13 protein-coding genes are annotated in these 12,775 nt (G+C 63.8%); 11 read left to right on the top strand and 2 right to left on the bottom strand.

Features of this window, described 5'->3' with window-relative positions:
• Nucleotides 1-8 precede the first annotated feature (8 nt).
• Together fliG and fliF are read right to left on the bottom strand one after the other, a co-directional pair.
• Nucleotides 9-1,001, bottom strand: coding sequence for a flagellar motor switch protein FliG (gene fliG, locus ACS13N_RS23125; RefSeq protein ID WP_039596815.1), 993 nt, complete (start codon nucleotides 999-1,001; stop codon nucleotides 9-11).
• Nucleotides 998-2,842, bottom strand: coding sequence for a flagellar basal-body MS-ring/collar protein FliF (fliF, locus tag ACS13N_RS23120; protein ID WP_438933931.1), 1,845 nt, complete (start codon nucleotides 2,840-2,842; stop codon nucleotides 998-1,000). Before fliF ends, fliG begins: the two co-directional genes overlap by 4 nt.
• Nucleotides 2,843-3,136: 294 nt before the next feature.
• Here fliF and fliE point away from each other — a divergent pair, with 294 nt between their 5' ends.
• The 11 genes from fliE (at nucleotide 3,137) to ACS13N_RS23065 (ending at nucleotide 12,772) form a co-directional block, all read left to right on the top strand.
• On the top strand, nucleotides 3,137-3,478 hold the full coding sequence (fliE, locus tag ACS13N_RS23115) for a flagellar hook-basal body complex protein FliE (RefSeq protein WP_438933930.1): 342 nt from the start codon (nucleotides 3,137-3,139) through the stop codon (nucleotides 3,476-3,478).
• 61 nt (nucleotides 3,479-3,539) lie between these two features.
• Nucleotides 3,540-4,652: a glycosyltransferase gene (locus ACS13N_RS23110; protein WP_438933929.1), complete on the top strand. Its 1,113-nt coding sequence runs from the start codon at nucleotides 3,540-3,542 to the stop codon at nucleotides 4,650-4,652.
• A 14-nt stretch (nucleotides 4,653-4,666) separates the two neighbouring features.
• Nucleotides 4,667-5,440, top strand: coding sequence for a glucose-1-phosphate cytidylyltransferase (gene rfbF, locus ACS13N_RS23105; protein ID WP_438933928.1), 774 nt, complete (start codon nucleotides 4,667-4,669; stop codon nucleotides 5,438-5,440).
• Nucleotides 5,425-6,531 (top strand): CDP-glucose 4,6-dehydratase, encoded by a 1,107-nt coding sequence (gene rfbG, locus ACS13N_RS23100; protein WP_438933927.1) that lies wholly within the window; start codon nucleotides 5,425-5,427, stop codon nucleotides 6,529-6,531. The genes rfbF and rfbG overlap by 16 nt, the downstream gene beginning before the upstream one ends.
• The gene (rfbC, locus tag ACS13N_RS23095; RefSeq protein WP_438933926.1) at nucleotides 6,528-7,106 is read left to right on the top strand and encodes a dTDP-4-dehydrorhamnose 3,5-epimerase; all 579 of its coding nucleotides are present in this window, start codon (nucleotides 6,528-6,530) and stop codon (nucleotides 7,104-7,106) included. Before rfbG ends, rfbC begins: the two co-directional genes overlap by 4 nt.
• Before the next feature lie 22 nt (nucleotides 7,107-7,128).
• The gene (locus tag ACS13N_RS23090) at nucleotides 7,129-8,280 is read left to right on the top strand and encodes a DegT/DnrJ/EryC1/StrS family aminotransferase (RefSeq protein ID WP_438933925.1); all 1,152 of its coding nucleotides are present in this window, start codon (nucleotides 7,129-7,131) and stop codon (nucleotides 8,278-8,280) included.
• Nucleotides 8,265-9,107, top strand: a complete 843-nt coding sequence (locus tag ACS13N_RS23085) for a phytanoyl-CoA dioxygenase family protein (protein WP_438933924.1) — start codon at nucleotides 8,265-8,267, stop codon at nucleotides 9,105-9,107. The genes ACS13N_RS23090 and ACS13N_RS23085 overlap by 16 nt, the downstream gene beginning before the upstream one ends.
• A gap of 2 nt (nucleotides 9,108-9,109) precedes the next feature.
• A complete protein-coding gene (locus ACS13N_RS23080; RefSeq protein WP_438933923.1) occupies nucleotides 9,110-10,279 on the top strand; it encodes a class I SAM-dependent methyltransferase in 1,170 nt (389 codons plus the stop codon).
• Nucleotides 10,276-10,791 carry a GNAT family N-acetyltransferase gene (locus ACS13N_RS23075; RefSeq protein ID WP_438933922.1) on the top strand — a complete coding sequence of 172 codons (516 nt, stop codon included), beginning with the start codon at nucleotides 10,276-10,278 and terminating at the stop codon, nucleotides 10,789-10,791. Before ACS13N_RS23080 ends, ACS13N_RS23075 begins: the two co-directional genes overlap by 4 nt.
• Nucleotides 10,788-11,501 carry a WbqC family protein gene (locus ACS13N_RS23070; RefSeq protein ID WP_438933921.1) on the top strand — a complete coding sequence of 238 codons (714 nt, stop codon included), beginning with the start codon at nucleotides 10,788-10,790 and terminating at the stop codon, nucleotides 11,499-11,501. The genes ACS13N_RS23075 and ACS13N_RS23070 overlap by 4 nt, the downstream gene beginning before the upstream one ends.
• Nucleotides 11,498-12,772 carry a glycosyltransferase family 2 protein gene (locus ACS13N_RS23065; protein WP_438933920.1) on the top strand — a complete coding sequence of 425 codons (1,275 nt, stop codon included), beginning with the start codon at nucleotides 11,498-11,500 and terminating at the stop codon, nucleotides 12,770-12,772. Before ACS13N_RS23070 ends, ACS13N_RS23065 begins: the two co-directional genes overlap by 4 nt.
• Nucleotides 12,773-12,775 lie beyond the last annotated feature (3 nt).

The raw sequence follows: 12,775 nt of genomic DNA, 5'->3' as shown, positions 1-12,775 counted from the left end.
GCGTGCGATCAGACATACGCGTCCTCTGCCTTGCGGCCGATGCTGATCTCGCCCTCGTCGGCCAGACGGCGCGCGATCATCAGGATTTCCTTCTGCTGCGCCTCGACTTCCGACACCTTGACCGGGCCCAGCACTTCCAGCTCTTCCTTGAGCATCGTGCCGGCACGCTGCGACATGTTGGCGAACACCTTGTCGCGGAACTCCTGCTTGGCCCCCTTGAGCGCCACCACCAGCACTTCCTGGCTGACTTCGCGCAGCAGCGTCTGCAGGGCGCGGCCGTCCAGGTCGATGAGGTTGTCGAAGACGAACATCTTCTCGACGATGGCGTCGGCCAGTTCCGGATCGCGCGAGCGCACGCCCTCGATCACGGCGGATTCCACCGCGCTCGGCACCAGGTTGAGGATTTCTGCCGCCGTGAGCACGCCACCCATCGCGTTCTTCTTGCGGTGGTCGTTACCCTGCAGCAGCTTGGTCAGCACGTCGTTCAGTTCGCGCAACGCGCTTGGCTGAATGCCGTCGAGTGTGGCGATACGCAGGATGGTGTCGTTGCGCAGGCGCTCGGTGAAATAGGTCAGGATTTCCGAGGCCTGATCGCGGTCCAGGTGCACGAGGATGGTGGCGATGATCTGCGGGTGCTCGTTGCGGATCAGTTCCGCCACCGACGACGCATCCATCCACTTGAGGCCTTCAATGCCGCTGGTGTCGCCGCCCGAAAGGATCCTGTCGATGATGTTGGCAGCGCGGTCGTCGCCCAGTGCCTTGCGGAAGACGGTGCGGATGTACTCGTTGGAGTCCACGTCCAGCGGCAGGTCTTCAGCCTCGACAAAGAAGGCGTCAAACGCGTCGAGCACGCGCTCGCGCGAGACGTTCTTGAGCGCGGCCATCGTGGCGCCCAGCTTCTGCACTTCGCGCGGACCCAGGTGCTTGAGCACTTCGGCGGCTTCGCTTTCGCCCAGCGACATCATCAGGATGGCGCTGCGTTGGAGTCCTTCGGCGCTCATTCGTTACTCACCCATTGCTTGATGACGGCCGCGACGGCACGCGGGTTCTGCTGGGCGACACGACGCATCGTCTCCAGCTTCTTCTCGAAATCGTTGTTCTTGAGCTGCGGCAGGCTGTCGGGCACGTCGCCCTCTGCGCCGGCGGCGGACGGGCCTTCCAGCTCCGGCCCGGCCGAAGCGGCGGCGCCGGTGATGATCGGGGCGTTCGGGTCTTCGCCTTCGCGGCCCACGAAGGTGGGCGTGGCAGGCTCGGCCTTCTTGCCCATCGAGCGGATCGCCGGGCGGACCACCCCAAACACCAGGATCAGGAAGCCGATTGCCAGCGCCAGGTACTTGGCCCCTTGAATCGCGTACTGGATCATGTCCGGCTGCTTCCACAGCGGCAGGTCGTCCTTGGGCACCGGCAGCGTGCCCGAGAACTGACTGTTGACCACGTTCACGGAGTCGCCACGCTTGGCGTCAAAGCCCACGGCATCCTTGACCAGCGCGTTGAGCTTGGTCATGTCGGCATCGGACAGCGGCTTCCAGGTCTTGCCGTCGGCACGGTAATTGACCACCACGGCCACCGACAGGCGGCGCACGGTGCCCACTGCAGCGCGGGTGCGGCGCACGGTCTTGTCGACTTCGTAATTGGTGGTGGTGTCGCGGGTGCTCGACGAGTTGCCGCTGGTGGTCGTGCCGGTGGCGCCTGTATTCGCACCTGCGGCAGCGGGCTGCTGCAACGGCTGACCATTCGGGCCCGTGGCAGCCGGCTGGGAAGCAGGCGCCGGCGCGGTCGGCAGCATGCGCGGCGCGGTCGGCGGCTGGTTGGACAGCGCGCCCGGCACGCCACCCTGGGCATCGGCCTTGTTTTGCGTGGCTTCAGCGGTATGCGTGCTGCGCACGGCAGCGTTGGCCGGGTCCTGGTTCGGACGGTACGTCTCGGCCATCTGTTCGGTGTTGTCCAGATCGACGTCGGCGGTCACCTGGGCGCGCACGTTGTCGTCGCCCACCACGGGGCCGAGGATGGCTTCGATGCGCTTGATATAGCCCTGCTCGATCTCGCGCACGTAGTTCAGTTGCGTCGGGTCCAGACCCGAGGCGTTGTCCTGGAACGCGGTCGACAGCAGGCGGCCGGACTGGTCGACCACCGTCACGTTGGCCAGCGGCAGGTTCGGCACGCTGCTGGAGACGAGATGGCCGATGGCCTGCACCTGCGAGCGGTCGAGCATGCGGCCCGGATACAACGTCAGCAGCACCGAGGCGCTGGGTTTGGCCTGCTCGCGCACGAACACCGACGGCTTGGACAGCGCCAGGTGCACACGGGCGGACTGCACCTCTTGCATGGCCTGGATGGTGCGGGCCAGCTCGCCTTCCAGGGCGCGCTGGTAATTGACTTGCTCGGCAAACTGGCTGGTGCCGAATTTCTGGTTTTCCATCAGCTCAAAGCCGGCCAGGCCGCCCTTGGGCAGCCCTTGCGACGCCAGCTTCAGGCGGGTCTCGTGCACGTTGGCCTCGGGCACCATGATGGCGGTGCCGCCGTTGGCAAAGCGGTACGGCACGTTCATCTGCTGCAGGGCAGCGATGATGGACCCGCCGTCGCTGTCACTGACGTTGCTGAACAGCACGCGGTAGTCAGGGGCGCGACTCCACAGCATCGCAGCGGCAATCACGGCCACCAGTGCGGCCCCGCCGATCATCATCAGCAGACGCGGCGGGATGTTGGCAAACCCACGGCCGAGCGGGCCCAGGGCGCCCGAGGCACCTCCGTTCTGGCGCGTCATCGCGCCTTGGCCCACCGCCGGCATATCAACCGTACCGAGCGTGTCGGCGACAGCAACCGAATCGGCTGTCGTTGGCATCCCAAATCTCCTGACTGACTGCGTTGCCGGAGCAACTAAACCCCGAGAAATCCAAACAACGGGCAAAGCTCCGTGGTTGCCATTATCGGCAGGGGGTGCGCAAGCAATTCGGCAAGAAGAGGGCCTTTTCCCGCTCTTTTGGGCGCTTGGGAACGGCAGGCGGGCGGCTACCTTTGCATCACCGTGGCGCCATAGCGGCCAGAAGTTCGCTATTCGTCGGCCAACCGCCGGCCCAACGTCGGCCAACAACCGGCGCCACATGCAAGAGACGCATAAAAGAGGAGTCCTCTTCACATGGATATTACGAACGCCAACTCGGTGGTGTCACTGATGAACAGCGTGCTGGCACCGTCGGGCAAGGTCGGCGGGCTTGGCAGCGCCAGCGGCGCAGACGGCGATGGCGCCAAAGTCAGTGTCGACTTTGGCGCGGTGCTCAAATCGTCGCTGGATAAGGTGGATGCTTCGCAACAAAAGGCCGAATCTGTCTCGCGCAGTTTCGAAATGGGCAACAACGACGTGGATCTGCACGACGTAATGCTCTCGCTGCAGAAGGCCAACATCGACCTGCAGACCGCTGTGCAGGTACGTAACAAGTTTGTCTCGGCCTACCAAAGCATCATGAGCATGTCGATCTGACGCCACACGCGCCGGATCTTTTTTTGTCTGCACCAACTGGCAGTTGCCGTTGGGAGTCCGCATGTCCAAACACGCCAAACACCGCCGCACAGGATCAACCCGATCCGAGATTGCGCTGGTGGTCATCGCCCGCAATGAGGCAACCTGCATCGAGCGCTGCCTGCTGAGCGCCAAGCCGCATGTCGACCGCATGATCGTGCTCGACACCGGCTCCACCGACGACACCGTGGCGATTGCCCAGGCATGCGGCGCGCAAGTCCACCATTTCACGTGGGTGGACGACTTCTCGGCCGCCCGCAATGCCGCGCTGGCCGCCGCCAATGCCGACTGGAACCTCGTGCTGGACGCCGACGAGTGGATCGAAGGTGGCACCGACGAGCTGCGCAACGCCTGCACCTTCGGCCCGCTGCTGGGCGTGGTGTGCATCCGCAGCGAATACGACATCTCGGGCCACGTCGAGCACTCCAACAGCTGGATTGCCCGCCTGCTGCCGCGCGGCGTGCGCTACAAGGGCCGCATCCACGAGCAGCCCAATGCCAACCTGCAACGCGTGCGCCTGCCCCTGGTGATCGGCCACGACGGCTACATGAACGCCAAGCTGGACCAGAAACGCGGGCGCAACCACACGCTGCTGCAACTGGAACTGGCCGCGCACCCGGATGATCCGTACGTGCTCTACCAGCTCGGCAAAGACTTTGAGATCAACCAGAAAGACCCGGCCCAGGCCGCCGCGCACTACCAGCGTGCGCTGACGACGGCGCCCAAGACAGCGCCCTATCGGCATGACCTGTGCATCTGCCTGCTGGCGTGCCTGAGCAAATCCAAGCAACTGGACGCGGCCATCACCCTGGCTGGCGAGTGGATGGAGGAGTGGTCCGGCTCGCCCGATTACTTCTACATGCTCGGCCACCTGATGTTTGAAGCCGCCGCACAAGACCCCGCGCAGGCCGAAAAGCAATGGCTGCCGATGGCGGAGTCCGCCTTCCTGAAATGCCTGGAGATTGGCGAGCAGCCCAAGCTGGACGCTGCCGTGTTCGGCCGGGGCAGCTTTGCCGCCGCGAAGTATCTGGCGCTGACCTACCGCGCCCTGGCCGACACCCTGGCCATCAAGTCAAACCAATATTCCGACCTCGCGCGGCAAATGCAGGAACGCAGCGCTGCCGTCGCCGCATGAGCGAGCACTGAACCATGAAGACAGTCATCCTGGCCGGCGGCCTCGGCACACGCATCAGCGAGGAGTCGCACCTGCGCCCCAAGCCGATGATCGAAATTGGTGGGCGCCCGATCCTGTGGCACATCATGAAGATCTACGCGGCCCACGGCATCAACGACTTCATCATCTGCCTGGGCTACAAGGGCTACGTCATCAAGGAATACTTCGCCAACTACTTCCTGCACATGTCGGACGTGACGTTCGATATGTCGAAGAACGAAGTGACCGTGCATGAGCGCCACGCCGAGCCCTGGCGCATCACGCTGGTCGACACCGGCGAGCAATCGCAGACCGGCGGGCGCCTGAAGCGCGTGGCCGCCTACCTCGACCCGAACGAGCCGTTCTGCTTCACCTACGGCGATGGCGTGTCCGACATCGACATCACCAGCAAGATCGCCTTCCACCGTGAGCACGGCAAGATGGCCACCGTCACGGCCGTGCAGCCGCCGGGGCGCTACGGCCTGCTCCAGCGCGACGGCACACGCGTGACCGGCTTTACCGAGAAGCCCCCCGGCGACGGCGGCACCTGGATCAACGGTGGCTTCTTCGTACTCAATCCGTCCGTCATCGAATACATCGCGAGTGAAGACACCCCCTGGGAAGGCGCGCCAATGACCCGCCTGGCCGAGATGGGCGAACTGAACACGTTCGAGCACCACGGCTTCTGGCAGCCGATGGACACGCTGCGCGACAAGAACAGCCTGGAAGCCCTGTGGCAATCGGGGAGCGCGCCGTGGAAAAAGTGGTGACGCTTCACCCGGCCGCCTGGGCTGGCAAGCGCGTCTTCCTGACCGGGCATACCGGCTTCAAAGGAAGCTGGCTGGCGCTGTGGCTGCGCCAGCTTGGCGCAGAAGTCCATGGCTACAGCCTGGCGCCGGAAACGAACCCGAATCTCTTTACACTGGCCAAGGTGGAATCAGCCCTGGCAGGTCATACGTTGGGTGACATCCGTGATGCGGGTGCCTTGCGTAACGCCATGACTGCGGCACGGCCCGATGTTGTCTTTCACCTGGCAGCACAGCCACTGGTGCGTGCGTCGTATAAGGACCCTGCCGCCACCTACGCCACCAACGTGATGGGCACGGTGAACGTGCTGGAAGCCGCGCGTGGCTGCACGAACCTGTCGGCCATCGTGGTGGCCACCACCGACAAGTGCTACGACAACCGCGAGTGGGCCTGGGGCTACCGCGAGACCGATGCACTGGGCGGTCATGACCCCTATAGCGCCTCCAAGGCCTGCGCCGAACTGGTAACCGCGAGCTACCGGCGCGCGTTCTTCGCCAACGGCCCACTGCTGGCTACGGGTCGCGCGGGCAACGTCATTGGCGGCGGTGACTGGTCGGAAGACCGGCTCATCCCCGATGCCGAGCGCGCCATGCGTGCCGGTGCGCCGCTCGTCATCCGCTCACCACACGCCACACGGCCATGGCAGCACGTGCTGGATTGCCTGCATGGCTATCTGCTGCTCGCGCAACGCCTGCTGGCCGGTGATGCATCCTGCGCCACCGCCTGGAATTTCGGCCCGGACAGCGCCGCCACGCGCACGGTTGAACAGGTGCTGCAAGGTCTGCAACAACATTGGCCCACGCTGATCTGGCAACTGGATGCCAGCGCCGCCACGGGCAAGCACGAGGCCGGCATGCTGCATCTGGACGCCAGCCGGGCGCGCCAGCAACTAGGCTGGCAAACAGCGTGGCCATTCGAGACGGCGCTGGAGCACACCGCTGCGTGGTATCGCCAACGGCATGACAAGACGACAGATGCACGCACGCTGTGCGACCAGCAGATCGACCGCTTCACTGCCGCCGCATCTGCTGCCACATCCAGGAGCACCGCATGAGCCGCTTCACCATCACACCGACACCGCTGGCCGGCGTGGTTGAAATCGACCGAAAGATCATCGGGGATCATCGCGGCTACTTCACACGCTTCTTCTGCGCAGAGGAACTTGTCGCCGCCGGTTTCGATACCCCGGTCGCGCAGATGAACCACTCCTACTCAGCCAAGCGCGGCACGGTGCGCGGGCTGCATTTCCAATACTCGCCGCATGCCGAGATCAAGCTGGTGAGCTGCGTGCGCGGCCGCGTGTTCGACGTGGCCGTCGACCTGCGTGCCGGTTCGCCTACCTTCTTGCAGTGGCATGCAGTGGAACTGTCCGCCGAGCGGCACAACAGCCTGCTGGTGCCCAAGGGGTTTGCCCACGGCTTCCAGACGCTCGAAGACGATTGCGAGCTGCTGTACCTGACCTCGACGCCATACGCGCAGGCCGCTGAAGACGGCCTCAATCCGAACGACGGCCGGCTAGGCATTGCCTGGCCGCTCGCCATGACCGAATGCTCCGACCGGGACCGTGCACATCCGCCGCTGACCAACGCGTTCACGGGGATCGACTTGCCGGCCTTGCGCAGCCACTGACGCCTGAACCACAGGAACAGCCATGACCCAGAAGATTCTGTACTCCAAGCCGTCGATCACCGAGCTGGAAGTCGAATACGCCACCGATGCCGCCCGCAACGGCTGGGGCGACCAGTGCTACGCCTATATCAATCGCTTCGAAAAGCAGTTCGCCGCATTTGTCGGCACGCAGTACGCAATCGCTACATCGAGCTGCACCGGTGCCATGCACATGGGCCTCGCAGCGCTGGGCATCGGCGCGGGCGATGAGGTGATCCTGGCCGACACCAACTGGATCGCCACCGCCTCGCCCATCACCTATGTGGGCGCCACGCCGGTGTTCGTTGACATCCTGCCCGACACGTGGTGCGTAGACCCGGCGCTGGTGGAAGCCGCCATCACCCCACGCACGAAAGCCATCGTCGCCACGCATCTCTATGGCAACCTGTGTGAGATGGACCGTCTGCTGGACATCGGTCAGCGCCACGGCATTCCCGTGATCGAAGACGCGGCCGAAGCGCTCGGCTCGCGCTGGCACGGACACGCTGCGGGTGCGCAGGGCATTTTCGGCACCTTCTCGTTCCATGGCACCAAGACCATGACGACGGGCGAAGGCGGCATGTTCGTCACGAACGACCGTGCGCTGTACGACCGCGTGATGACGCTGAACAACCATGGCCGCGCGCCGGGCGGCAAGCAGTTCTGGTCTGACTTCATTGGTTTCAAGTACCGGATTTCGAATATCCAGGCCGCCATCGGCTGCGCGCAGCTTGAGCGTGTCGATACGCTGGTCGCACGCAAGCGCGAGATTTTCGCGGCATATGCGCAGCACCTTGGTGGCATCAGCGGCATTGCGCTCAACCCGGAAGCACCCGGCACGCTGAACAGCTACTGGATGCCCACGGTTGTGTTTGACGAAGCGCTCGGCATCACGCGCGACGGGCTGCTGGCAGCGTTCTCGCGCCGCGGCATTGATGCACGTGTGTTTTTCTACCCGCTCAGCGAGACCGAGCTGTTCGGCACGTCGGCAGCCAGCGGGCGCAAGAACGCGCCCAACAGCTACGCGATTGCCGAGCGCGCCATCAACCTGCCGTCGTATCACGACATGTCGAGCGAGAACATCGAGACGGTGTCCAACGTGGTGCTCGATCTCGTACGCGAACACCAGGAGAAGCTGGCATGCCTGGCATCCTGACACCTGATCAAATCGAGACCTTTCAGCGTGACGGCCTGCTGATTCTGCGCGACTTCTATGCGCCGTCGCAGGTCGAGCCGATCCAGCGCGCGATCTACGACATCATCGGCCTCATCATCGACAAGTACCGTCTCGACATCGAGCGCGCGCCGTTTGCGCCGGAGCGCTTCGACGATGGTTATCAGGCGGTCATCAAGGCCAACCGCAAATACGGCGCCGAGGTGTACGACGCGGTCAAGCAGATCCCGGCGTTTGTCCGCCTGCTGGGCGATCCGCGCCATGAAGCGTTGGTGACAGAGGTACGGCCCGGCGCCCTGCCAGGTATTGCGCACGCTGGCTCAGGCATCCGCATCGACAACCCGCGCGAAGAGAAATTTCGCGCCAACTGGCACCAGGAATACCCGGCCCAGTTGCGCAGCCTCGATGGCGTGGTGTTCTGGAGCCCGCTGGTGGAAATCACGCCCGAAATCGGCCCCGTGGAGTTCTGCCCGGGCTCGCATGTGGAAGGGCCGCTGCCCGTGTTCAGCGCCGACCCCGACAACGCCGGCAAGCAAGGCGCGTATGCCCTGCTGATCAAGGACGAAGCAAGCTATCTCGCGCGCTATCCGCACGTGCAGCCGCTCACCAAGCCGCGCGATCTGGTGATGGTCGATTTTCTCGTGCTGCACGCATCGGGACACAACACCAGCCAGCGCTCGCGCTGGTCGATGCAGTTCCGCTACTTCAATTTCTGCGAGCCGACCGGGCGCTCGCACGGCTGGAAGGGCTCGTACGCCAACGGCGTCGACTTCCGCACCGTCCACCCCGAACTCTCCGTGGAAGCCTGACGATGACCAGTGCACTGCCATGCAACGTCTGCCAGCAACCGCTGCCAGAACCGATCTACCGCGCCCCGCAAAGTGCGCTGTCTTCACTGCGTCGCGCCATGGAGGGCACGCTGGAGGTGTTCTGCTGCGCCGCATGCGGCCACATCCAGACCGTCGAGCTGTGCGATAACGGCAGCTTCTACGACACCGAGTACGACATCCTCGTCAACAGCGAGGAGGAAGACCAAATCTACGCCGTCGAGAACGGCCAGAAGATCTTCCGCGCCGACCACCAGGTCGCCACCTTCCAGCGCAAGCTGGCATTGCCGGAAGGTGCACGCGTGGTCGACTTCGGCTGCGCGAAAAGCGCGACCATGCGCCTGTTGAAGCAACAGCGCCCGGACGTAGACGTCCACCTGTTCGACATTAGCGATCGCTACGTCGGCTTCTGGGAGAAGTTTCTCAGCCCCGAACAATGGGCCACGTACACGATCCCGCCGGCATGGCAACGTTCGTTCGACGTGGTCAGCTCGTTCTTCTCGCTCGAACACATCCCCGACCTGACGACCGCGCTGCGCAACATCCATGGTCTGCTGCGTGACGGCGGCAAGCTGTACGCCATCGTGCCGAACACGTTCACCAACTCAGTGGACTTTCTGGTGGCGGACCACGTCAACCACTTCACGCACACGTCACTGCAGGCGCTGCTGGCCAACCATGGGTTTGATCTGCTCGAAGCGGATGCGCAAAGCCACCGTGGCGCGTTCGTCGTCACGGCCGTGCGCCGTCCTGGCGACAGCAAGATTGCGCCGGTGCTGGATGCAAAAGAACTGGCCGACACGCAGAGCGCTGCCAACCGACTGGCCCGCTTCTGGCAGCAGGCCTCCAGCCACCTGACGGACTTTGAAACGCAGCACGGTGGCGCGCCTGCCGTGATCTACGGCGCCGGTTTCTACGGCGCCTACACCGCCAGCAACTTGCAGCAGCCGCATGCGTTGCGCGCGTTTGTGGACCAGAACCCGTACCTGCAAGGGTCGTCGCTGGCCGGCAAGCCGGTTGTGTCGCTGGACAGCATTCCGGACGAAGTCGAGGTCGTGTACCTGGCCGTCAACCCGGTCATTGCCGATGAAGTCCGCCACACCGTGGAAGCTGCGTATCCGAACCGCTTCCGGTATTTCCGCTTCCAGCCATGATTGCGCGCGGCAAACTCATTCTTCGGGAATGGCGCGAGGCCGATATCCCGCAACTGGTGCCGCTGCGCAACGACGTACCGACGCAGCTGCAGTTGATGACGCGCCCACGGCCCAATTCCGCGGCCAGCGTGCGCGACTGGCTGACGGCCAAATCCAAGCAGAGCGAAGTGGTGTTGTTCGTCATCGCAGCCCAGGCAGATGACAGCGTGCTGGGCTATCTCCAGTTGAACCACATCGATGCGGTCAACCGGCATGCCTCGCTGGGCATCTGCCTGGCGTCGTCTGCACAAGGCCAGGGCCACGGGCGCGCCGCGTGCGAAGCCGCGTTTGCCTATGCCAGCGAAACGTTGTGCCTGCGTAAGATCACGCTGGAAGTGCTGGCCGAGAACACGCGCGCCATCGCACTGTACGAAAAGCTCGACTTCCGCCACGTCGGCACGTTGCACGCGCACTACCTGCAAGACAACCGCTGGCACGACGTTGTCCTCATGGAGCGAATGCTGGCGCCATGAACGTCGTCATCACACAACCGATGCTGTTCCCATGGGTCGGCCTGCTTGAGCAAATCATGCTGGCGGACGTGCTCGTCAACTACGCCGACGTGCAGTTCTCCAAAGGCAGCTTCACCAACCGCGTGCAGATCAAGGAGCCGACTGGCACGCGCTGGATGACGGTGCCGCTGGAGAAGTTCCACCTCGGTGCCCGCATTGACGAAGTCAAACCCGCGAGCAACGTCGACTGGCGTGCACAGCATTTGCGCCTGCTGGAACAGGCCTACGAGGCCGCACCCTATGCGGGCGACATGCTGGCGCTGGTGCGCGAGGTGTACGCGGTGGACTACCCGAACATGGGCGCACTGGCGCTGGCATCCATGCGCGCGGTGTGCCGCTATCTGGGCATCGAGTTGGACAGCAAATTCATCGACGCGCCCGAACTGGACGTGCCCGGCAGCAACACCAGCCGTGTCCTCGCCATCGTGCAAAAGCTGCAGGGTGACACCTACATCACCGGTCACGGGGCCAAGAACTACCTGGCCCACGCCGAATTTGAGCGGCACGGCATCACCGTTGCCTACATGAATTACGCCATGCGGCCGTATACACAGTTGCACGGCGCGTTCACTCCCTTTGTCAGCAGCCTGGACCTGATTGCCAATCATGGTCCGGCCAGCCCACAGTACTTGAGTCCTCAGACCCTCAACTGGCGCGAGTTCATCCAATGAGTGAGATTGCAGCAATCCAAATCGAAGCCGGGGCTGCCCTGGCGCCTCCAGAGCAGGATGAGGTGGTCCAGCAGGTTGCGCTGAGCGTCTGCATCCCGACCTACAACCGCGCCCGCTACCTCGACAACCTGCTCGCCGAACTGGTCACGCAGATTGGCGAGCTGAAGTTCAGCTACGAACTGCTGATCGGCGACAACTGCTCTACCGACAACACGGAAGAGGTCGTCGCGCGGTATCAGGACAAGCTGAACATCCGGTATTTCCGCCGACCGTCCAACCTGGGCTCCGATGAGAACCTGAACCGGTTGTACCGCAGCGCACAGGGCAAGTACGTGCTCTACCACGCGGACGACGACCTGCCGATCCTGGCCGAGATCAACAACAACATCGGCATCTTCGAGCGCAACCCCGGCGTGGGCGTCATCTTCGCGCCCTGGATCCTCCACGACCTGCCGACCCGGCAAGACGTCACGACGTTCTATCGCCAGGACGATGACTACCTCATCGAGCAGCGCGACTATTCCAAGCTGATGGCGCTGGTCCTGTCGCATCACCTCTTCCCGGAGATCTACCTTGCGCGCCGTGAGGTGATGAACCAGCTGTATTTCAGCGCCCCCGAGCACGCGTTCTACGCGTTCGTACACGCAGCGGAAATGCTGGGCACCAGCGCCGTCTACTTCAGCAAGACGCCGTTCTACCGGTCGGTCACGCGCTACTTTGATGACGAAACCCGCTCACAGGCAGGCAACGAGCAGGTGAAGCACGCGTGGGACCGGTATCGCGGCGGGCTGGAATACCTGTTCGGCAAGTTCTCGCATACGATGCCGGCAGCCGAGCGGCCAGAGTGGCTGAATGCCATCAACCAGTTCGTTCTGGTACGCATGAAGGTGGCATTGCGCCTGCGCACCCAGGAAGGCGGCCACTGGATCGACAACTACTACATCGCCAACCGCATTCGCGCGCTGGGCGAAGCGGCCGACCTGCCCGCGCCGTACGACCTGTACCGCGTGAACGCGGCATTCGAATACGTCACCAAGCTCGATCCGTTCAAGCCTGAGCCGCCCAGGTACGCCACCCTGCGCCGCGCGCCGCTGCAGGTCTTCCACCACGCACAGGGCTTTGCCGGGACCGAATTCCTGGTGCTCGACGACGATGCCGCCCTCCCGCACCACACCATCGTCGTAACGCCGATTCCGATGGACATTCCGGTGCCCGCCGGCCGCGAAGTGCACTTCGTGTCGGAACTCGAAACGCTCGCCAAATTTCCCTAAGCC

The organism is Ralstonia sp. 24A2 (genome assembly GCF_051783885.1).
In the GTDB taxonomy this organism is placed as follows: domain Bacteria; phylum Pseudomonadota; class Gammaproteobacteria; order Burkholderiales; family Burkholderiaceae; genus Ralstonia.
The sequence above is the reverse complement of the archived record's forward strand: the minus strand, read 5'-3'. Positions and strand labels throughout refer to the sequence as shown.